This is a genomic window from Pseudoalteromonas sp. APAL1, assembly GCF_021532475.1.
Taxonomy (GTDB): domain Bacteria; phylum Pseudomonadota; class Gammaproteobacteria; order Enterobacterales; family Alteromonadaceae; genus Pseudoalteromonas; species Pseudoalteromonas lipolytica_C.
Genome location: NZ_JAKGAW010000002.1, coordinates 152,885 through 175,230 on the forward strand (window position 1 = coordinate 152,885; position 22,346 = coordinate 175,230).

Below are 22,346 nucleotides of genomic sequence, written 5' to 3' on the forward strand. Positions count from 1 at the left end.
GGGGCGCGATTAACGGCTCAAAATCAAATTAAATTGGTTGGGGGTTGGGGGTTCACTGTTGATGACTTTGGTGGTGGTGCCCGCATTGGCCTTATGGCTGTACAGCATTTATTAAACGATATAGATAGTTTTGATTTACCAAAAAGCCCTTTAACAATTCGCTTGAGTGAGCAGCTAGGATGTACTCGTCAAGCAATTAGTGATTGGCTTAAACTTGCTAAACCCGCAGATTACGCAGCATTTAGTCCGTTGGTGTTTAGCTTACAAGATGAATGTAAGGTGGCAAAAAGTGTTTTGGCTGAACATACACAGTCAGTGGTTGAGTTAATTAGCAAAAGCAGAGGCAACTCACCTTTACCGGTAATTTTAATAGGTGGTCTTGCGAAGGTGAGCCAACCATTATTACCACAAACCTTACAAAATGAACTATCTCCTTGTAAGGGAGATTCTTTAACTGGCGCCTCAATTTTAGCGGCAAAGCATTATTATGACATTATTGAAGAAGGACAACCCAATGAGCCCTGAGCACGTATTTAAGCAACAACGTGAATTACTCGAAGAGTTAAATGGCATTGTCTCTGAAGGACAAAACCCTGACACTTTGGATATTGACTTGCTCAGCACTACTGAGATCCTCACTAAAATCAATAATGAAGATCATAAAGTGGCTGCGGCAGTAAAACTTGTTATTCCGCAAATAAGTGCTGCGGTAGATCACATTGTAGAAGCGTTTCAGCAAGGCGGTAGATTGATTTACATTGGTGCTGGCACCAGCGGTCGCTTAGGTATTTTGGATGCGGTTGAATGTGCTCCTACTTACAGTGTGAATGATCAGCAAGTGCAAGGAATTATCGCAGGAGGTGATACGGCCTTTAAAAAGGCTGTTGAAGGCGCTGAAGATAGCACGACCTTAGCTATTGAAGATTTAAAAAATGCCAACTTAACGAGCCGCGACGTTGTTGTCGGCATAGCTGCCAGTGGGCGCACACCTTATGTGTGCTCTGCAATTGAATATGCAAAATCAATAGGTTGTGTAACTGTAGGTGTGACTTGTAATCCTAATTCAGCGGTCATGTGTTTACCACAAATTGGCATTTGTCCGGTGGTCGGAGCTGAAGCTGTAACAGGCTCAACCCGAATGAAATCGGGCACAGCACAAAAGCTTGTATTAAACATGTTAAGTACCGCCAGCATGATACGTACAGGTAAAGTGTATAAAAATTTAATGGTCGATGTGAATGCCAGCAATGAAAAGTTGCATGCCCGTGCTATACGTATAGTGATGCAAGCGACTGATTGTACGCAGCAGCAAGCAGTTGATGCGTTAAAGCAAGCAGAGCAAAGTGCCAAACTAGCTATTTTAATTGTACTAACAGGAAAATCGGCAGTTGATGCTAAAGAGCTTCTATCGAAAGCTGATGGTTTTTTACGTAAAGCGGTGGAGGAATAATGCGCTTTTTAGTTGTTATGATTATCAGTTGTTTATCACTGTTAGGCTGTAAAGAGACTCCACAACAAGTCTCTGAAAACACCTTGCCATTGCAAGTTGGTGCTGCAAATTACGATGCTTATATACCAGCCCTTAAAGGTAAACGCGTTGGTTTAGTGGTTAATCAAACCTCAGAGATTAATGGTCAGCATTTAGTTGATTTATTGCTCGATAGAGGAGTTAAGGTAAGTAAAATATTTGCACCTGAGCATGGCTTTCGCGGCGATCATGATGCAGGCGCACATGTAAAAAGTACTGTAGATGCAAAAACAGGCATTGATGTTGTTTCTATTTATGGCAGCAATAAAAAGCCAACTCCTGAAGTACTTGCTGATCTCGATGTCATTATATTTGATATTCAAGATGTTGGTGTGCGCTTTTACACGTACATCAGCTCAATGCACTACATGATGGAAGCGGCAGCTGAGAATGATAAGTCATTTATCGTATTAGACAGACCTAACCCGAATATTGCTTATGTTGATGGGCCTATCCTTGATCCACAATTTCGTTCGTTTGTTGGTATGCATGAAATTCCTGTTTTACATGGTATGACAGTGGCTGAACTGGCTCAAATGATTAAAGGTGAGGGATGGATAAACAATGCAGATAAACTTAATTTAACAGTGGTTCCCGTTGCTAATTATGAGCGCACAATGAGCTATGAGTTACCGGTAAAACCAAGCCCTAACTTACCTAATGCTCAATCGATTCAGTTGTACCCATCACTTTGTTTCTTTGAGGCAACGTCTATTACCATTGGCCGTGGTACGGATTTTCCGTTTCAAGTTGTGGGCTATTCGCCAATAAAACTAGGGGAGTTTAGTTTTACCCCTCGTGCAATTGAAGGCGCATCAATGAACCCTAAATTCAAAGAGATTGAAGTTTTTGGTCAAGATTTACGAGATGCTGATATTCATGGTCTAGATTTAAGTTTATTTATTTCAGCCTATCAAAAGCTAACTGCGAATAATCAAGAATTTTTTGAACGCGCTGGCTTCATGGATAAACTTGCGGGTACTGATAAATTGCGTTTAGCCATTGAAGCAGGTCAAACTGAGCAGCAAATTAAGCAAAGCTGGCAAGCTGACTTAAGTACTTTTAAACGAAAGCGAGCTCCGTATTTGCTTTATCAATAATAGCTAGGTAACTAGAAAATAAGAACGAGGCGCTTGCCTCGTTTTTTTATATCCATAAAAAGCTGTGTTATATTCAAGGGCTTGATTTATAAGGATATACCATGAAGACTTATTTCAGTTTAAGCATTGCTGCTTTCGCTTTACTAGCTGGCTGCTCACAACTCCCCAACACCTCAACAAGTAACTCAACCGATGCGCTTGATCTACGTGATAATAAAAACGCAGCAGAGCAGCTGTGGACACTAAAACTTGCAACAAAGCCTATCTATCCTAAAGCTGCTTTAATAGCCAAACAGACGGGCTGTGCGCGCTTTGTTATAACTATTGATAATCAGGGCAATACGATTGATATCCGTTTTGTCGAGAGCTTCCCAGAAGGGCTGTTTGTCGATGTATCGCGAGAGTCGCTTAAAAGTTGGCAGTGGCAGGCAAGTACAAGTAACAGCGAGTCGCAAGCGATTATTCGCACTGTGCAGCTCGACTACTTTATGAAAGAAGCGGTTAATATAGATGCAGCAAAAGCATTTTGTACAATTTAAGTCTGTTCTTGAGGCATAAAAAAGGGCCGCAATAGCGGCCCCCAACAGGATTGATTAACTTAGAACTTGAAGTTAAACGACAGCTGCACACGACGTGGGCTGTAGTAATTACGATACTCACCAAAGGTTTCTGACGATACATATGGGTTATTGTTATAACCTGTTTGACGGTCAAATACGTTGAAGATATCAGCACGGAATTGTAGTTCCATGTCACCTGAGAACTTAAAGTCTTGGGTGTAGTTTAAATCAAGCTGCCAATGGCTAGGGCTACGACGGCTACCTGCAGGTTCTCCATAACGTGCTGTACCACTTGAGTAGCCATAGATTGAACCATCCCATGCTTCCCAAGGTTTACCCGACTGGAATACAAAGTATGCACCGATGTTTGCTTGCCATGGCACAGTATAGTAACCATACACTTTTACTTTATGCGGTTTATCACCTGATAGTGTGCCGTATTTGTAATCCCAAGGGTAGCGGCCACGGCCATCACCATAGTTCGAAGAACCAATGAAGGTATTCGCATCTGTTGTTGCTGTGGTGTTATCTTGGTCGAAGTTACCGTAGTAATGACTCCAAACATAAGAAGCATTGATGTAGCTGTTTTCACCTAAGTATTCAGCTTCGATGCTCGCTTCCCAATATTTCGTTTCGCCACCATCTACTTCGGCAATAACATATGATGAACCGCCGATCTCATCACGGATCGCATCAAGGTTATCTACGTATAAGCCTTTATCAGCGATATGTTGTGGCACGCCTTCAGCATCAACGCCAGAGTAGTCAGTTAAGCGCGCGTTATTTGGCATATCTTCCCAGAAATGCGACGCTTTACGGTGACGTACGTGAGCACGTAACACTAAGTCAGAACCCACATATTTAGTGGTACCAAGAGTAAACTCTTTGATTTGACGAGGCGTTAAATCATCAGCAAATACTTTACCAGATGAACCTTGACGCGGCTCTGCGTAAATTACTTTACCCGCTTCATCAAATTCAACTTCGATTTCGGCACGGGTATTACGGTCCCAAGAGGCTGCACGCGCTAATGAGCTTGCTTCAGGGTTATACATTGAGAAGTTAGCAAATACAGAGTCTTGATCTGCATAATTCCAATTCACACCTAAACGAGGCTGGATCATATCTGTCCAATCTGTTTGATACATTTCGTATTTTTCGCCTGGTGCTAACTCATAACCAGAGAGAGTACCAGATGCTGATTTAAGACCTTGACCATACCAAGTATCGCGGCTCACAAGCACACCCACATTGTAAGTCCAATCACCTACTTCAATGGTGTCGTTGATTTCGAAGTTCAGCGTTTCCATTTCTGAGTTAATAGCAGAAACCGCATCTCCACCTGCTACTAAGCTCATTTGTTGCACGCGAGCACGGTAAATAACCGGCGCAGAGCTGCCTTCTTCTAAGCTTTCATCTAGGCCGCCAACATAAGAAATTCTACCCCAACCATTTGAAAGGCGAGACAGAACTTCTTTACTTTCTTTCCATTCACCACCTAAATGTAATGTATGGTAACTATCGCCCCAGCTAAATTCATGTTCTAGATTTAACTCAAAGCTATCACGGTAAAAGTCGATATTATCGTATTGGTAATACGCACCAACACCGCCGCCACCTCGCATTTGCCCATCTTCGGTATAACCGTATTGTGCAATGAGTGGTGCAGCGCCTGCATTGTATGCAGCAATTTGCTCTGCTGTGTAGTTATCATCAGCATCTAATAAGCTTGGTACACTGAAGTAACCCATTTCAGTTAGATTACTTAAGTCAAGTTGACCCGTTAACGATGGTACTACAGATAGTTTTGTATCAGGTGTGGTACCAGACTCTATCTCTAATTTACTGTATTGGAATGAAAGAGTTGTTGCATCACCTAAAAGCCACGAACCATCTAAGGTAAAGATATCTTGATCGGCTTTATCACCTGCAGAAACACTGTCAGTTTCGTAAGCGCCAACAGAGCGACCTTCGATGGTTTTTTCTGAGGTACGCTGTGAAATATTAATTAAAATATCGTCAGTAGGTGCCCAAGTTAACTTACCAAAGTATTCATCTCGGACATTTTTATAGTCTTTTACTTCACCATAGGCTGTATCTTTATTAGTACGTGTTTCTTCAGGGCGATAATAAGAAGTGTAGAAGTATAAAGTGTCTTCAATAAGCGGGCCGCCTAAACTTGCTGTTAACCAGCTTTTATCAAGCTCATAGCTTTCTTGACCTGTTGGAGTCGCCACTAAGCTCTTAGGTTGAACTTTGTATTCAACATTACCGTGGAATTCGTCAGTACCCGATTTTGATACTGTGTTGATTGAGAAACCGCCTGAGCGGTTAAAGCCAACGGCTTTTGCACCACCACGATCCATAGTTACGTAAGCAACGTCATGGGTTGATGGCTCTGATGCTAGGTTACCAAACATAGGTAAAGATACATCAACACCGTCAAAGCCGTACGAGTTATCAACACCTGAACCACCGGCTGATGGGCCTAGCGTTAAGTTTTCAGATAGCTCAACACCCGGTACAAGTTTTAATAGGTCACGGTAATCTTGACCAACTGGTACGCTATTGATTGCTTCTTCACCTAATGAGTTAGTGAGTGCAGATTTACCTTCGCGGAATAACTTACTGCCGGTAACCGTGATAACCTCAACGTTTTCGTTAGCACCACCCATAGTGACGTTTAAGCTTGATGTTTGCTCAAGTAAAACGTCGACAGTCATGGTTTGCGTTACACCGTTTTTATCGGTGAAAGTCAGTTCATAAGTACCGGGCTTTAACTGCGGTAAGTCATAACTACCATCTTCACGCGTAACAACGGTACGAGGTTTTGGCATCACGTTACTCTTTGCTGTTACTGTGATCCCAGCCAGTGACTGCTGTGTCGCTGGTGATGATACTTTACCTTTAATACCACCGGTTAGATTTGCAAAGGCTGGTGCGCTGGCTAGAGCCGCGGCCATAACAACGCCGGTAAAGGCTGTTTTCTTTGCACGAAGTGCATTGGTTGTCGCTTTGGCTATATAGCTAATTGCGAGTGTGGATGCATGTTGTTTCATTGTTTCCCGTCCTTATATTTATATGCTTTGTTGGACTGCTTACCCAGTTGAGACTTATGAACTTTAATATTATGTTGCCCACATATTAAACAGGTGTTATTTACTATGGTCAAGAATATTTTTTTATTAACGTACCTTTTTTTAGGAATAAAATATATAACCTGTTTTAGGTAAAGTTCAGCAATCGCTCGCTTTAGCGGGGCTCAATTATCAGAAAGTTATTTTTGTAAGAAATTATGACTGTATACTCAGTGGGTTAATCCCAAAGATAAAGAGTAAAAGATGTGATTTATGGTAAGAGGAAAAAGTCTGCTTCAATCATAAAAAAAGCAGCCTAGGCTGCTTTTTTGTTCTTAAATGTTATTTATTAGGAAATTAGTTATTCTTAAACTCACCGACAACTTCATTAGAATGTTCCAGTAGTTTACGGCCTTGGCGACTTGACTGGGTGAGAGCGATAAACAGAATATCAATGACAAAGTCTTGTGCTGTTCGCGCAAGAATTGACGATAAACGCACAGACTCACCTTCAGCCACTGAGTAAAGTTTTACATCGGCAGAGTCAGCAACAGGGCTACTGCCAAACTTTGTGACTGAGATCACTGAGCTGTCATTCTTTTTCGCTTGTTTAACTACTTCAGCAATTTCGCGGGTCATACCTGACTCACTTATCGCAATCACCAAGTCACCTTTTGAAAAGGTAGCAACGTATGCAAGCTGCGCGTGGCCATCTGGCTCCGCTATTGCAGGCATGCCGAGTTTTTGTAATTTATAAGAGAAGTCTTTTGCAACTAATGCTGAGCCACCTAAACCACAGATCAGTATGCGCTTTGCTGATTTTAAGAGCTCTACTGCTTTTTCGACTGCCACGGCCTCGTTGAGATTCTTTGTTTCAGTGAGTACAGCCAGTTTACTACTTAATAATTTTTCTGCGATTTGTTCAAGTGAGTCATTAAGGGTGATTTTACCATGTAGTTTTGGTTCACTTGTTTCGTCATTGAGCGCATCAATCACCGCAAGTTTAAAAGCAGGAAAGCCTTTGTAACCTAATTTTTGTGAAAACTTCACCACACTTGACTGGCTCACTCCAACCACTTTCGCAAGCTCAACGGATGATAAGTTACGAATAGCATTCGCCGAATTTAGTGTGAAATCAGCAAGCTTTGCTTCGCTGCTCGATAAAGACTGGCGTAAAGCTTTAATTTTTACAAAAGTAGACATAGGGCTCACTTTGTTTAATTAACTTAAGTCACATTGCATAGTAATGTACTACACACCTTAAGTTGCGATACGTAATTGCTTTGATACCACGACTTATTTTTTGTTTTACTTGACCTAAGTTTGGAATATTTTTCTTTAATTAGATGGAATAATATAGTTTTATTCCATAATAGATACAAGATTATTTGTTGAGATAGCTGCATTTTTAGAGACTTAGCGATAATGTATGCTGTTTATTCTTTATTTAGTAAATAAAATATTTTACATGTTAAGTGGGTGTTGCTACTGTATTGCTGAGAATCGTCAACGCTTAAATCATCAGGTATGAATCTGTTATGAGTTTTACCCCTTTAAAAAAATTTCTTAAACAGCTGTGTTATCTCAGTAGTGCCGCTTTGTTAGTAAGCTGTGCCAGTCATCAATATACCTTCACACAATCAGCTAATTACAGTCACCGTGTAAAGTTTTTAGTAATGCATTACACCGCCATTGATTACGAAAAGTCGATGCGTGCGTTAGTGGATGAAGGGGGCTTAAGTTCACATTATTTATTACCAGAATCAGGCGATCCAAGTTATCCAAAAGACGATTTAGAAATTATTCAGCTGGTTGATGAAAAAGACAGAGCATGGCATGCCGGCCGCAGCTTTTGGCAAGGCCGAGAAGATTTAAATGATCATTCAATTGGTATTGAAATCGTGAATGTACCAACCTGTCATATACCTGAGCAAGCAAACCTTGCGATGGAAAACGATGCCAGCAAATTGTGTATTTTTCCAGACTATGATGCTAAACAAATTGAGTTGTTGATTGAGCTTAGCAAAGATATCTTGGCGCGAAACCCAGATATTGGCCCAACTCAAGTTATCGGCCATTCAGATATTGCGCCAAGCCGTAAGAACGACCCGGGGCCGCGTTTTCCTTGGTACCAACTTTATAAAGCGGGTATCGGTGCGTGGTACGACAGCGACACTGTTGATAAATATTGGCAATTATTTAGTGCATCAAAACCCTCTGTTGAGTTAATGCAAAAAGCACTGCGTAGCTACGGCTATGAGGTGATTGCTACGGGACAGCTTGATTCGCAAACTTTAGATGCCTTAAGTGCTTTTCAAATGCACTTTTTGCCTTGGCATGTAAGTGGGAATAGTGATGCCAGAAGTGCCGCTGTGTTGTTTGCTTTATTAGATAAATACTTCCCTAAAAAGCTTGAGCGGTTATTTAAAGAATATCAGCAGCAACAGCAAGCGGTTGAGCCAGAGCCAAAAACACTGGCTAATGCACAAGTGATAGCCCGTATTCCTGCTCTTGATCCAAGCAGTCGCGCGCTTGTTAACGACAGAGGCACCTTTGTCGCCTATAAAGGTCGCGGTGAGATCATCATTGAAAACCAAGACGCAACCAGCGCCGACATTTATATTAATGGTGAAAAAATCAATATAGCTTCGCCTTTAACTGCCGAAAAAATATATCAATACAGTTTGGCTAAACGTACTCACAATGGCATCAACACCTATAAAGTTGAGAATGTATTGCCTGAAGGGGCAAGCTTAACCTTACGCTTTCCTTATCCAACGCTTGATAAAAACAGCAGTCAAAAGCGCTTTAGTGCCGTTGATGAATTAATTACTCAAGAAATTAAAGAGGGCTTTCCGGGCGCGGTACTTGCCGTTGTTAAAGATGGCAAACTGATTAAATTAAGCCATTACGGCGCAGCTAAAAAGTACCACGCTGATGGCAGTGAGCTCAAAAGCCCACAAGCTATGCAAAACGATACCTTGTTTGATATAGCCTCAAACTCAAAAATGTTTGCCACTAACTTTGCGCTGATGAAGCTTGCCAGCGAAGGAAAGCTCGACGTAGAAAAACCGCTGTTTTATTACCTGCCAGAATTTAGAGGCAGCGGCCGTGAGCAGCGTTTAGTAAAAGACTTACTTACCCACAGTGCTGGTTATCCTGCCGTGGTTGATTTTCATCGTAAAGACAATAAATTTGGTGAGCGCTTTTTTTCACAAAACAGTCTGCGTACTAAAAACCTGTTATTAACTGGCGTCCCCTTCGTGGCTGGGCGCAACGTAAAACACTTATATTCTGATATCGATTATATGTTGTTAGGTGTACTGGTTGAACGCATCAGTGGTATGGCGCTTGATACTTATGTTGAGAGCCAAATTTATCAACCGCTTGGTTTAACACATACGGTTTATAATCCATTGCAAAAAGGCTTTTTAACCTCACAAATTGCGGCCACAGAGATTAATGGTAACACCCGAGGTGGACGCATTGAATTTGAAAATGTTCGAACCGATGTTCTGCAAGGTGAAGTACATGATGAAAAAGCCTTTTATGCCTTAGGTGGCGTAGCGGGGCATGCAGGGCTTTTTAGTACTGCTGGTGATTTGTCAGTGCTTATGCAGGTATTACTCAATGGCGGTGGTTATGACAATAAGCAAATTTTTACGCCACAAGTACTTGAACAATTCACAAACTCTCAAGCAAGTGATGAAACCTATGGGTTAGGGTGGCGACGAGCGGGGCATCAAGCGCGAACTTGGCATTTTGGTCCTTACGCCAGCCCGCGTGCTTTTGGTCATACTGGTTGGACTGGCACTGTGACCGTCATTGACCCCGAGTACGACCTTGCTATTGTGCTATTAACTAATGCGCGTCATACACCTATTGAAGGTTCGCAAGAAAATTACGAGTTTGTCGGTAAACGTTTCGAAACGGGTAAGTATGGCTCTATTATCTCACTGATTTATGAGAGTATATTAAATCACTAGTCGAATTAAGTTGAGTTTAATGGTAAAGCCATTAAGCTTAGCGAGTTTTCGCATAATAAAAATAAAATGCTGTTCTTAATTTAAAAGGGTTTTTATGTCTTGGTATTCAATTTTACCACCCTTGATTGCTATCTTAATTGTGTTTTGGCGCAAAGAAGTGATCATGGCGTTATTGGTCGCGGTTGCGTCGTCTGAGTTTTTACTTGCTATCAATGGTGAAGGTAATAGCTTATTTTACACCTTCATTAATACCATTGAGCGTGTTGTTGAAGTCGCCAGTTCCCCTGGTAATAGCCGTATCCTTATTTTTAGTATCTTAATAGGTGCATTACTTGCCTACATTCGTGAATCTGGCGGTGTCGCTGCTACCGTTAATTTACTAATGAACAAAGGGGTTGCTAAAAGTAAGCGTCAAGTTGGTTATTTAACCATGTTCTCAGGTATTGCAGTATTTATTGAATCTAACTTAAGTGTATTAACCTCGGGTATTTTATCGCGTGGTTTATTCGATAAATTTAAAATGAGCCGAGCACGCCTTGCTTACATTATCGATAGTACCAGCGCACCTGTGTGTATCTTAATCTTGTTAAATGGCTGGGGCGCATACGTGCTTGGTCTACTTGGCAACTACGAAATGGAAGAGTCTGCGGTATCAGTACTTTGGGGCAGTATAGGTTATAACTTTTACGCCATTATCACTTTACTTATCGTGTTCTATACCATTACTTTTGATAAGGTACATGGGCCATTAAAGCAAGCAGAAGATAATTTTGAACAACAAGAAACCGAGCTGGCTGAAGAAGTAAAAGGCTCTAAAGCGCGTTATATGCTTGTGCCACTTATCACCTTAATAGCTAGCATGGTTGGCTTTATGTTCTGGACTGGCGATGGCGATATTGCCAGTGGCAGTGGTTCTAAATCAGTGCTGTATGCAACTATTTTAGCTTGTGTTGTGGCTTACTTTTTAATGATTTGCTCTCGCGACTTTACTCATCATAAGCTTGTTGATATTGGCTTTAAAGGTATGGGTGAGTTGCTACCACTGGTAGCAATTGTATTGCTGTCACTTACCTTAGGGGCAAGCTTAAAAGACCTAGGTACGGGTGTGTTTGTAGCTGGTCTTGTGGGTGATTTCTTACCTATTTACTTGGTTGTGCCAGTGCTATTTTTAACCGGTGCGGTAATTTCATTTACCACAGGTACCTCATGGGGCACATTCGCGATTCTTATTCCAATTGGTGTACCGCTCATTCAAGCTTTAGGTTTACCACCTTCATTAGTAATTGCTGCTATTTTAGGCGGTGGCGTGTTTGGCGATCACTGCTCGCCAATCTCAGATACCAGTGCGGTATCGGCTATTGCATCAGGGTGTGATCTATTAACTCACGTAAAAACCCAAATGCCATACGCCTTATTTGGCGGCGCGTTAACCTTCATCGCTTACCTAGTGACGAGTATAATTGTTTTATAAGTAATAGCTGTAAGCTTTAAGTTATAAGCAAAAAACCACAGAGAAGTCTGTGGTTTTTTATTGCTTGAAACATCGGTAGTTATTTATGGCGACACATTTAATTCTTAAACAGTGACGGACTAAAGTCCGACCTACAAGAGTGTGGACAGAAACCATCGCGCGAAATAAATTTCACGCCTACGGTACTCCTTTACTCTTTCTCCTTGTAACTCGCTAAGTTGTTGGGTTTCGCTTCGCTCTACCCAACCTACGATTTAGGTACAACTTTATAAATCCCTACACCATCAACACCAAGGTATAGATCACCATTAGGGTGGGTGGCGAGGCTACGTACACGACCTACACCTTCAAATACTTTGCTGTGGCCTGTTACTTTGTCACCATCTAGCTTCACTAACACAAGGTGGCCAAACTTCATCGAACCTACGGCAATTTGACCTTGCCACTGTGGGTATTTATCGCTGGTGATAAACTCCATTCCAGAAGGGGCGATTGATGGCACCCAATACCAATCAGGTTGTTCCATTCCTTCGCGGCTGGTTTCGTCGGTAATTTTTGTACCAATGTAGTTGATCCCATAGGTGATCTCAGGCCAACCATAATTCGCGCCTGCTTTAACTATGTTGATTTCATCACCGCCACGAGGGCCGTGTTCATGGCTCCATATAACTCCCGTTTCAGGATGCATCGCCATACCTTGAGGGTTACGGTGTCCATACGAATAGATGCTTTTGTGAGTTGTTTTATGGTTATAAAACGGGTTTGATTTAGGGATAGAACCATCGCTATTGATACGGTGAATTTTGCCCGCATCGTAGTCTAGACTTTGTGGGTGAACGTCTCTTTTGCCACGGTCGCCAATAGAGAAATACAAGTAACCTTCTTTGTCGAATTCAATACGCGAACCATAGTGTTTCGTTGTTTTAATATTTGGCTCGCCATCAAATAATAATTGCTGATCGACAAGAGTCATATCTTTAAAGCGAGCGCGCATAATTGAGGTATTGTAACCCTCACCATCACCTTCATAGCCCGAGTACGAAAAGTAAATCCAGCCATTGTCGGCAAAGTTCGGATCAAGCTCTATATCTAATAAGCCCCCTTGACCTTCATCATGTACTTTAGGCGTGCCTTTAACTGCTTGCTCAACGAGTTTACCATCACGAATCAATCTAAGCTCGCCACGTCTGTCGGTAACGAGTAAATCTCGCTCGTTAAGCCAAGCCATACCCCAAGGAATTTGAATACCTTCGCTTACTAATTCTAGTTTGTAGTTATTAGCGCTGGCATCCAGAGGAATCTTTTGCTCCGGCTGAGCACAAGCTTGCAAGCTTGATAAGCTAATTGAGGCAATGATTAAATTGTTAAACAAAGACCTTTTCATGGTAACTCCATAATATTTAAACACGATATTACTAGCCTAGCTGGTTCAGCATTAAATTGTTATTAACATTAGAGCAATGTGCGATTATTGGTAGGAAAAGCGAGGTAAGGAGCGGGGGAGTCGTCAGCCGTCTGATTTGACCCCGATAAAGTAAACTCGGGGTTTAATTAACTTGTTTGTTTTCACTCCGTTCTACCCAACGTCACGTAGGTCGTCATTTATGGCGACAAATTATCTTTTCATTAACGGGCTAAAGCCCGACCTACAAGAGTATGGATTGAGGCCATCGCGCGAAATAAATTTCATTCCTACGGTACTCCTTTACTCTTTCCCTTTGCTAACTGGCGAACTCGTTTTATTAAGATGCACACTTTTTCGCTTCGTGGGTTAGCTGTTTGAGTGCGATGATTTGGCCTTGTTTGTTTTGGTCAAGTGCCAGTAGGTCACCTTGGTGAATATGGGTATCTAGGGTGCCGTGCTTTTTTAATTCTTCAAGTAGCGATTGTTTAATTTGTACGAGTACATTTTGCTCGCAGTCTGCGATATACCAGTCGTTATCAACACTGACTAGACGCCCCGTGAAGCTGGTGCGGGCTTGGTGATTGGCTAATGCTTGTTGGTAGTTAGTATCTAGCGTGTGCTTTTGCTGCTTTAGATTGCTTACATAACTGCCTTTAGAGTCGAGCTCGTGAACTTCTACCCATTGATAATCAGAAAGATCAACAGCATAAATGTTTGTTAGTTCTCGATAATTATATTCAAGCATAACAAAGCCAAATAATGCTAGGGCAAAAAATAAACTGGCCATTTGTATTTTCAAAAAACGTTGTTTTTTAGGCCGTGTCACTTGTGGCGTTTGCATTTGTGCAAGTTGTTCGGTGCTTAAGCTGTGCTGTGTTTTACGCTTTTGAAAATGTGCTTTTAAATCAGCATCGAGTTGCTCGTCGTTACGCTTCATGATGGCCTCCTAGTTGTTGTTTCAGGTTTTGACGGGCATATCGCAGCCGAGTTTTAATGGTCTCTGGGTTACTTTGTGTAATAGCAACAATATCTTCGAGACTAAAGCCTTCTTGCTGTAGGGTCAGTGCTTCTCGCTGTACAAAGCTAAGCGCCATGAGTGCTTTATCAAAGGCTTCATAGTCGTAGTGATATTCTGCACCTTTTGGTTCAGAAAAAACTTGGCTGTCTTCTAATTCAATGAACTTTTGCTGCTTACGAAACTCATCAATCAACAAATTACGTGCTAAACGAAATAGCCATGCTTTTGGATTGTTCTGTTCATTGTAAAAGTCGCGTTTATCAATAACTTTTAACCAAGTTTGCTGGCATATATCGAGAGCAAGATCTCTATCACTTTGGGTGACTAGGTAGTGATAAAGATCGTTCCCGTACTGAGCAACGAGTTGGTTAAGATAACGGTTGTCGCCTGTTTTGGCATACTGCGCCAAACAATCAGTGTTTGGCTTGTCAAATAACCATGTCTTGATGCTCATTAGCATAGGCCGTTATCCATCTATTTTAAAATCAAGTTGAACGCTTTGGTTTGTTTGTAATTGTGCCACACCTTCAACAACTTTAGGGCGATATTTCCAACGTTTAATAGCGCGAATTGCTTCGCGGTCAAATACCCGTTTAGGCTCTGCATCAATAATAACTGGGTCGATAACTTCGCCAGTCGGTGAAATGCTAAAGCTAATTTGCACCCAGCCTTCAATCCCCTCACGGGCTGCAACCGGTGGGTATTTAGGATTTATGCGTACAATTGGCGTTGCATCTCCCGTTGGTTGGTTAATGCTTTTGCTAAGCGTGTCGCCAATGTTATCGAATGTCATCGTTGGTGTTAAATCTGCTACCACAACCGTATCTGGATTATCACTCGTTGGGCGTGGCGGCGTTTTTGGTGGCATTTTAGCAACTGGTGGTGGCGGCAGTGTTTGCTTTACTTGCACTTTTGAATCTTCTGGTACTTCATAAATTTCAACCGTAATATCTGGACCTGTTTTTACATCGGCTCTTTGCTCAGCAGAAATTAAGTACTGCATAAATGCAAATGCTGCAAAGGTCATTACACCGCCACCAATAATTGCTGCGGTTGTCTTTAAAGCTGTATTGCTGTTATTCAAGCTTGCTGAGTTTAGTGGTAAAGTATGCATAGCCGTTCCTCTTTGGATAATTGCTTTCATAGCTAAAACGGCTGGCAAATAAAAAAGGGGTGAAATTTTTTTCACTTTTTATTTTTCACTAATTTTAGTGTGACTTTTTAGGTTGTTATGAAACTTATTCAAATAGATAAAGCCCGTTACCGTAAACATTTAAACCAAGTAATTATTGCTTGTGTAATTGCTTTAGCCGTTGGCAGTTTAGCCATTTCACAAACGTTAATAGCGTTATTTCCTGACCCAAGCGGTAGCCATTTTCATTGGAACCTATTAGGTGTTGTTGTGTGTAGTTTGCTGGTGGGCTTTGTGCTTAATAAATACCGCAATCATGATTACATGACTGAAATTGTCTATGTGTGGGAGCTAAAAAAAGCGCTAAATAAAATTACTCGAAAAATGCCAAAGTTAAAAGCTGCAGGGCGCGAGGGCAATGCAGATGCTTTATTAGCAATTCATTACAGCTATGCCGGTTCGCGTTTGTTATGGCAGCTTGATGACAACACCATTACCATGGATGAGTTGGCAATTAAGCAGGCAGAGCTTGATAGTGTGGCAGAAAAATACAACCTGTCACTTGATGCAGAACGTTATGATGAGTCAATCTTAAAGCAATTTTAAGGACGAATAATGAAAAAGGTTTTGATTGTTTGCTTGGGCAATATTTGCCGCTCACCTACTGCTGAAGCGGTACTTCGTAGCCGTGCCAAGGCATTGGGTGTCAATGTTAAAGTTGATTCTGCTGGCACTATTGGCTATCACCAAGGCAATCCACCTGATTCACGTTCAAAAGCAGCAGCCGAAAAGCGTGGTTATAGTTTTAAAGGGATATATTCGCGACCTGTGACTCAAGCTGATTTTTATGAGTTTGATTTAATCCTTGCGGCAGACAAGCAAAATCTTGCTGATTTACAAGCCCAGTGTCCAGAGCACTTACAATATAAGTTGTCGCTGTTTTTAAGTCATGGTGATGCAGGGCAGAGCGAAATCCCTGATCCCTATTATGGTGGCGATCAAGGTTTCGAAAAGGTTCTCGATTTAATTGAGGATGCAGCAGATAACTTGTTAAGCAGGTTATAAAAAGGGTCGCATTGCGACCCTTCTTTTTATTAGTTGATTTTAAAATCTAATTGCACCCGAGAAGTCGCAGCAATAGCTTGACCATTTTCAAACTTAGGCGCATAACGCCATTTTTTCATTGCTTTAACCGCTTCTCTTTCAAACGCAGTACCACCTTCAGAATCAACCACAGTTATGTTGTCTACAAAGCCTGACGGGGTTACTTCAAATTCCATCACGACACTGCCATCTTCCATACGTTGAGCTTTTGACATTGGGTATTTAGGTGGCACACGGTATAACGGCTCTTGTTCTTGGCTTTCTTTCCAAGGCACCATTTTCGCAATCGCTATACAATGTTTGGTTGCTTCGTCACTTTTACCTGTTTTTTCGTATAAGTGAACCAGCTTGGAATGGGCATCGAGTTCCGTTTTGTGATCAAAGTCTAGCTCTTTATCAAACACGCTTACTACATGATTTAAACGTTCAATGGCTGTGCTGTATTTACGTTGGCTTTCTGCAAATGCGGCAACTAAGAAGTCAGCGCTAATACGATCGACAGCGTTATCAGGTAAGTTTTCTTGGTAGTATTTATCGGCTTCTTCAAGATATTCCTTTGCTGTGTAATAGCGTTCACTATTAATTTTATAAGCAAGGATACGTGCCGCAGTCAATTTTGTGTCAGCAACAAGTTTGGCTGAATTTTGCTTTTCAGCTATGGCAATAGCGTCATCTAAATACGTATCAGCACGCTTAGCTGAAGGGGTGGATTCTGCCATGCCGATTAATGAGTCATACACTTGCACACTTAGCTTGCCGTGGTTTTTTTCGAGTATTTCGTAGGCTGTACGATATAACTCAAAGCGCTGATCTTGTTCGCTTTTAGCGAGGCTGTTTGCATAGTTAATGGCAAGGTTTGCGGTGTTGTCGGCGCTTTCGCCATAAACCTCTTTACCTAACTCAAATGCTTTTTTAGCAAGTTCGCTGCTGTCTTGTTGGTTTTCTACAGCGGCGACATAAGCGCGATAGGTGTCGTTAAATTCTTGTGCGGTCGTTTCATTGGCAATGCCTTGCTGACTAAATAGTAATGCAATGCATAAGGCAAGTGAGCTCTTTTTCATAATAATCCTTATTATCTCTGCCCAGTTTTTGGATGATAACTGATACAAGTTAATGATAATGGTTATCATAACTAGGTACAAGGTATCAAATCGCTTTAGATGCATCAATGCTTGCTTTGTGTTTATGTTTTTAGATTATTTGTTGCAGTAAAAACCCCGGCTTTCATAGCGCAAAGCTCGTATCTTCAAGTGGTTTGAGTGTATAATACTTGAATTGCTGGTAACTGCCTCAATATTAGTTATCACTCGTCGTATGTTGCATTCTTACAACCTTCAAGCTGTTGTAATCACATTTGCAGTATCGCATTTATTTTTTAATTTTGGATTTGTCGTGGCGCAAGTAAGAGCAAGAGTCCAGCTAAATGTTGGCAAAAACAGTGATATTCCTGCAGAAATCGTATCTTTTAGTGGTTTAAAAGATGGTCAAGAGCATGTGGCATTAGTATTTAATCAAGCCGACACTGAGCAAGATGTGCCATTAATTCGCATGCATTCAGAGTGTTTAACTGGCGATGTATTTCACTCGTCACGTTGCGATTGTGGTGAACAATTAAATGAGTGTATCGAAATGATGCATCAGCAAGGCGGCATTTTACTGTACTTACGCCAAGAGGGCCGTGGCATTGGTTTATACAATAAGATTGATGCTTACGTATTGCAGTCACAAGGCATGAATACTTACGAGGCGAATAACCACTTGGGTTTTGCTGATGATTTACGTGACTTTTCAGATGCGGTTTTAATGTTAGAGGCTCTTGGGCAAAAGCACGTTAAGTTAATGACCAATAACCCAAATAAACTTAAAGCACTGCGTGATGCAGGCATTGAGGTTGACTCTGTTGTGGGCACGCACGCTCATATTAAAGCAGGTGTAGTAGGCAATCGTGCTTACCTCGAAACGAAAATCAAACATGGTTCGCACATGCTTGATATTAAAAAAATTAAAAAGCCTGAATAAATTTCACAACAGGTGACTATAAACAAGTAGCGCACCCAGTTATACTCGGTGCGTTTTGTCGTTATTGAATGAGAAATTATGTCAATCGAAGTTCGTGTTTTTAAAGCTGGTGCAGGCGTAAAGTGGTTTAAAGCAGGCTGGGAAATCTTTAAGCTGCAACCGTTTACTTTTATCTTAATGCATCTGCTAATAGTGGTAATTAGCTTTTTGGCGCTAGTACTGCCTCTATTGCAAGTTGTTGGTGCGTTTGTGACGCCGTTTTTAATGGCGGGGTTTTATCAAGCTGTGCTCACAAAACAACAAGGTGGCACTATCAGCCAAGCTGATATTTTTAAGCCATTTAGCAACAAAGGAAACCGTATTGGTTTAGTGCGAGTCGCTGTGTATCAGATGGCGGCGGGTATTTTATTGGCATTACTGTCTAATTTTATCTTTGCAGATGCTTACGCGGTTATCTCGAGTCAGACTTTTGACCCTCAAAATCAAGCTCATTTGGCTGATTTATTAGCGACCATTTCTATGGGGCAAGTTGCGGTATTTTTATTGGCTATCTGTGTGTATTTAACGGCTTTTGCCTACGCAGTACCTTTGGTCTACTTTCAAAAGCAAAGCAACATGTTTGCGGTGTTAAAAACCTCTTTTATGGTATTTTATAAAAATATGGCACCACTGAGTGTGTATGGCCTTATTTGTGCCGTGTTAATGGTGATCTGTATTCCTTTATCGTTTATTCCTCTATTGGTTTTAATGCCAATTTGTTACATTAGTTTCTTCGTGTCATTTCAGGCTATTTTTATGCCGGTTGTACCAAAAAGTGATGACCAAGCTAATGCGCCTGAATCACCGTCGCAATCAGGACGTTTTGACGCGTAATGGATGATAAAGAACAAAAGTTAAAGAATTACGTACTTTGGTTACTATCTCGACAAGATTATTCGCGTCGGGATCTAACCCGAAAGTTACAGCAAAAAGAGGCGACGCCAGAGTTCACAGAGCGTTTGTTAGATTGGTGTGAGTCACACAACTTTATTAACGAGCAGCGCTATTGTGAAGGGTTTGTACGCCGCCATTTAGCAAAGTATCATGGTGCAAAACGCATTCAGAGCGAAGCGATGGCAAAAGGGATAGACCGAGCATTATTAGATAAGACGCTCGAAGAGTTCGAAATCGATTGGTTTGAACTCGCACAGGACGCATATTTAAAGAAGTTTTCAAATTCAGGTAAAGAACTCGACCAGAAAGAAAAAGCGAAACGTGTTCGCTACTTGATGTATCGAGGCTTTAATTACGAACAAATTGATTTTGCAATGCAAGCACAGCAATAAACGGGTGAGATTTTCACATGCAGCATATGACTACCGCACAGATCAGGCAACAGTTCTTAGACTTTTTTGCCTCTAAACAACACCAAATTGTTCCTTCAAGCTCGCTGATCCCGGGTAACGATGCCACGTTATTATTCAATAATGCCGGTATGGTGCAATTTAAAGATGTATTTTTAGGTGCGGAAAGCCGCCCTTATTCACGTGCAACCAGCTCACAACGTTGTGTACGTGCCGGTGGTAAACATAACGACCTTGAAAACGTAGGTTACACAGCACGTCACCATACATTCTTTGAAATGTTAGGTAACTTCAGCTTTGGTGATTATTTCAAGCAAGACGCAATTAAGTTTGCTTGGGAATTTTTAACTGAAGTTGTAAAACTTCCGCAAGAAAAGCTACTCGTTACCATTTATCACGATGACGAAGATGCTTTCAACATTTGGCATAAAGAAGTAGGTCTGAGTGAAGACCGCATTATTCGCATTGCAACTAGCGATAACTTCTGGTCAATGGGCGATACGGGTCCGTGTGGTCCATGTTCTGAGATATTTTACGATCACGGTGAGCACATTTGGGGTGGTCCTCCGGGTTCACCAGAAGAAGACGGTGACCGTTTCATTGAGATCTGGAACCTAGTATTCATGCAGTTTAACCGCCATGCCGACGGTACAATGGAGCCGCTTCCTAAGCAGTCTGTTGATACTGGTATGGGTCTTGAGCGTATCTCTGCAATTTTACAAGGCGTGCACTCAAACTACGAAATCGATTTATTCCAAGCACTCATTGCAGCTGCGGCTAAAGTGACTAACGCACAAGACTTAGATGATAAATCGTTACGCGTTGTGGCTGACCACATTCGTTCGTGTGCATTCTTAGTATCTGACGGCGTTATGCCATCTAATGAAGGCCGTGGTTATGTACTACGTCGTATTATTCGTCGTGCGGTTCGTCACGGTAACAAGTTAGGCGCGAAAGGCGCATTCTTCTATAAGCTTGTTGCTGCGTTAATTGAGCAAATGGGTCAAGCTTACCCAGAGCTTGCTAAGCAACAAGAAATTATCGAAAAAGTACTACGTATTGAAGAAGAGCAGTTTGGTAAAACACTTGAACGTGGTCTGGCAATTCTTGAAGAAAGCCTAGCAGACATCAAAGGTGATGTGATCCCAGGTGACTTAGTATTCAAACTTTACGACACTTATGGTTTCCCTGCTGATTTAACGGCAGACGTGGCGCGTGAGCGTTTTATGACCATTGATGAGCACGGTTTCCAAGAGTGCATGGCAGTGCAACGTAAGCAAGCACAGCAAGCTGGTAAGTTTGGTGCTGATTACAACCAACAACTTAAGTCTGAAAAACACACAGACTTTAAAGGTTACGATGCAGAGCATTATACAGGTACTGTGGTTGAGCTTTTCCATGAAGGTCAATCTGTTTCTGTACTTGAAGATGGTCAAGAAGGTATCGCAATCCTTGACCGCACACCGTTCTATGCTGAATCAGGTGGTCAGGTTGGTGATACCGGTGTGTTAAAAGTTGCTGGCGGTGAGTTTGTCGTTACTAACACCACTAAGCTTGGTAATGCATTTGCGCACCATGGTCGTGTACAAGGCCGCATTGGTACAAACGATAAAGCAGAGGCAACCATTGATGCAGCACGTCGCGATAGCATCAAGAAAAATCACACTGCAACACACATTTTACACGAAACGTTACGTCAAATTTTAGGTGAGCACGTAAATCAAAAAGGTTCACTTGTTGACCCAGAACGTTTACGTTTTGACTTCTCACACTTTGAAGCAGTTACAAAAGACGAATTACGTCAAATTGAGCGCGCAGTGAACGACGAAATCCGTCGTAACTTTGCACTTGAGACTGAACTAATGGCTATCGAAGATGCAAAAGCAAAAGGTGCAATGGCATTATTCGGTGAAAAATACGACGACGAAGTTCGCGTAGTAACCATTGGTGATTACTCAATCGAGTTATGTGGTGGTACTCACGTTAAGCGTGCAGGTGACATCGGTTTATTTAAAATCGTATCAGAAAGCGGTATCGCTGCCGGTATCCGCCGTATTGAAGCAGTAACAGGTGCTGAAGCAGTTGCTTATGTAAGTGAGCAAGAGCAACAGTTAAATGATGTTGCAGCGCTAGTAAAAGGTGATAGCAGCACAGTACTTGAAAAAGTAACGGCATTACTTGAGAAATCAAAAGGCCTTGAGAAGCAAATTGCACAGCTTAACGACAAGCTAGCAAGCGCGGCAGGTGCATCGTTACTTGACTCTGTTGTTGAAGTTAACGGTATTAAGCTACTGGTTGCTGATGTTGCTGGTACTGAGTCTAAAGCACTTCGCGGCATGGTTGATGACCTGAAAACGAAGATTGGTTCAGGTGTTATTGCCCTTGGCGTAGCTAATGGCGACAAAGTAAGCCTAATTGCAGGTGTAACTAAAGACCTAACAGGTAAAGTGAAAGCCGGTGAGCTTGTAAACCACATGGCTGCACAAGTAGGCGGTAAGGGCGGTGGTCGTCCTGATATGGCACAAGCTGGTGGTACTCAGCCAGAGAACCTTGCAGCAGCCTTAGAAAGTGTAACTGGTTGGCTATCTGAGCGTTCTTAACTA

19 protein-coding genes are annotated in these 22,346 nt (G+C 41.8%); 12 read left to right on the forward strand and 7 right to left on the reverse strand.

From position 1 onward, the window contains the following. The first annotated feature begins 33 nt into the window (after positions 1–33). The 4 genes from L1264_RS01930 to L1264_RS01945 all read left to right on the forward strand — a co-directional run bounded on the left by L1264_RS01930 (position 34) and on the right by L1264_RS01945 (position 3,167). Positions 34–525 carry a hypothetical protein gene (locus L1264_RS01930; protein WP_235403597.1) on the forward strand — a complete coding sequence of 164 codons (492 nt, stop codon included), beginning with the start codon at positions 34–36 and terminating at the stop codon, positions 523–525. Continuing rightward, complete coding sequence (gene murQ, locus L1264_RS01935) at positions 515–1,450, forward strand: N-acetylmuramic acid 6-phosphate etherase (protein WP_135925862.1); 936 nt, start codon at positions 515–517, stop codon at positions 1,448–1,450. The genes L1264_RS01930 and murQ overlap by 11 nt, the downstream gene beginning before the upstream one ends. After that, positions 1,450–2,628, forward strand: coding sequence for an exo-beta-N-acetylmuramidase NamZ family protein (locus tag L1264_RS01940; protein WP_235403598.1), 1,179 nt, complete (start codon positions 1,450–1,452; stop codon positions 2,626–2,628). Before murQ ends, L1264_RS01940 begins: the two co-directional genes overlap by 1 nt. Positions 2,629–2,729: 101 nt before the next feature. Next, positions 2,730–3,167 (forward strand): energy transducer TonB, encoded by a 438-nt coding sequence (locus L1264_RS01945; RefSeq protein WP_199526257.1) that lies wholly within the window; start codon positions 2,730–2,732, stop codon positions 3,165–3,167. Positions 3,168–3,226: 59 nt separating this feature from the next. On the opposite strand, the gene L1264_RS01950 is transcribed toward L1264_RS01945, so the two are convergent. Next, positions 3,227–6,247: a carboxypeptidase regulatory-like domain-containing protein gene (locus L1264_RS01950; RefSeq protein ID WP_199526256.1), complete on the reverse strand. Its 3,021-nt coding sequence runs from the start codon at positions 6,245–6,247 to the stop codon at positions 3,227–3,229. Positions 6,248–6,622: 375 nt separating this feature from the next. Beyond that, positions 6,623–7,468: a MurR/RpiR family transcriptional regulator gene (locus L1264_RS01955; protein ID WP_135925859.1), complete on the reverse strand. Its 846-nt coding sequence runs from the start codon at positions 7,466–7,468 to the stop codon at positions 6,623–6,625. A gap of 335 nt (positions 7,469–7,803) precedes the next feature. Here L1264_RS01955 and pbp4b point away from each other — a divergent pair, with 335 nt between their 5' ends. Then, complete coding sequence (pbp4b, locus tag L1264_RS01960; RefSeq protein WP_199526255.1) at positions 7,804–10,251, forward strand: penicillin binding protein PBP4B; 2,448 nt, start codon at positions 7,804–7,806, stop codon at positions 10,249–10,251. A gap of 94 nt (positions 10,252–10,345) precedes the next feature. Further along, positions 10,346–11,722 carry a Na+/H+ antiporter NhaC family protein gene (locus tag L1264_RS01965; RefSeq protein ID WP_199526254.1) on the forward strand — a complete coding sequence of 459 codons (1,377 nt, stop codon included), beginning with the start codon at positions 10,346–10,348 and terminating at the stop codon, positions 11,720–11,722. Between the two features lie 247 nt (positions 11,723–11,969). Here the strand turns inward: L1264_RS01965 and L1264_RS01970 are convergent, their stop codons facing one another. The 4 genes from L1264_RS01970 to L1264_RS01985 form a co-directional block, all read right to left on the reverse strand. Continuing rightward, entirely contained in the window at positions 11,970–13,106 is a 1,137-nt protein-coding gene (locus L1264_RS01970) for a PQQ-dependent sugar dehydrogenase (protein ID WP_199526253.1), read from the reverse strand. A gap of 358 nt (positions 13,107–13,464) precedes the next feature. Then, a complete protein-coding gene (locus L1264_RS01975) occupies positions 13,465–14,064 on the reverse strand; it encodes a hypothetical protein (RefSeq protein ID WP_199526252.1) in 600 nt (199 codons plus the stop codon). Next, a complete protein-coding gene (locus L1264_RS01980) occupies positions 14,054–14,605 on the reverse strand; it encodes an RNA polymerase sigma factor (RefSeq protein ID WP_199526251.1) in 552 nt (183 codons plus the stop codon). The genes L1264_RS01975 and L1264_RS01980 overlap by 11 nt, the downstream gene beginning before the upstream one ends. Before the next feature lie 6 nt (positions 14,606–14,611). Beyond that, positions 14,612–15,259: an energy transducer TonB gene (locus tag L1264_RS01985; protein ID WP_138558656.1), complete on the reverse strand. Its 648-nt coding sequence runs from the start codon at positions 15,257–15,259 to the stop codon at positions 14,612–14,614. Between the two features lie 117 nt (positions 15,260–15,376). On the opposite strand from L1264_RS01985, the gene L1264_RS01990 reads away from it, so the two are divergent. Together L1264_RS01990 and L1264_RS01995 are read left to right on the forward strand one after the other, a co-directional pair. Next, complete coding sequence (locus L1264_RS01990; RefSeq protein WP_135925851.1) at positions 15,377–15,883, forward strand: DUF3087 domain-containing protein; 507 nt, start codon at positions 15,377–15,379, stop codon at positions 15,881–15,883. Positions 15,884–15,892: 9 nt separating this feature from the next. Further along, positions 15,893–16,342, forward strand: coding sequence for a low molecular weight protein-tyrosine-phosphatase (locus tag L1264_RS01995; RefSeq protein WP_135925850.1), 450 nt, complete (start codon positions 15,893–15,895; stop codon positions 16,340–16,342). A 29-nt stretch (positions 16,343–16,371) separates the two neighbouring features. Here L1264_RS01995 and L1264_RS02000 read toward each other — a convergent pair whose 3' ends face one another. Then, positions 16,372–17,442, reverse strand: a complete 1,071-nt coding sequence (locus L1264_RS02000; protein WP_199526250.1) for an energy transducer TonB — start codon at positions 17,440–17,442, stop codon at positions 16,372–16,374. A gap of 331 nt (positions 17,443–17,773) precedes the next feature. On the opposite strand from L1264_RS02000, the gene L1264_RS02005 reads away from it, so the two are divergent. From L1264_RS02005 to alaS, 4 genes are all read left to right on the forward strand, one after another. Beyond that, positions 17,774–18,400: a GTP cyclohydrolase II gene (locus tag L1264_RS02005; RefSeq protein WP_135925848.1), complete on the forward strand. Its 627-nt coding sequence runs from the start codon at positions 17,774–17,776 to the stop codon at positions 18,398–18,400. Positions 18,401–18,478: 78 nt separating this feature from the next. Next, positions 18,479–19,273 carry a BPSS1780 family membrane protein gene (locus tag L1264_RS02010; RefSeq protein ID WP_138558654.1) on the forward strand — a complete coding sequence of 265 codons (795 nt, stop codon included), beginning with the start codon at positions 18,479–18,481 and terminating at the stop codon, positions 19,271–19,273. Next, positions 19,273–19,725 carry a regulatory protein RecX gene (locus tag L1264_RS02015; protein ID WP_135925846.1) on the forward strand — a complete coding sequence of 151 codons (453 nt, stop codon included), beginning with the start codon at positions 19,273–19,275 and terminating at the stop codon, positions 19,723–19,725. Before L1264_RS02010 ends, L1264_RS02015 begins: the two co-directional genes overlap by 1 nt. A 17-nt stretch (positions 19,726–19,742) precedes the next feature. Further along, positions 19,743–22,343 (forward strand): alanine--tRNA ligase, encoded by a 2,601-nt coding sequence (gene alaS, locus L1264_RS02020; RefSeq protein ID WP_199526249.1) that lies wholly within the window; start codon positions 19,743–19,745, stop codon positions 22,341–22,343. Positions 22,344–22,346 lie beyond the last annotated feature (3 nt).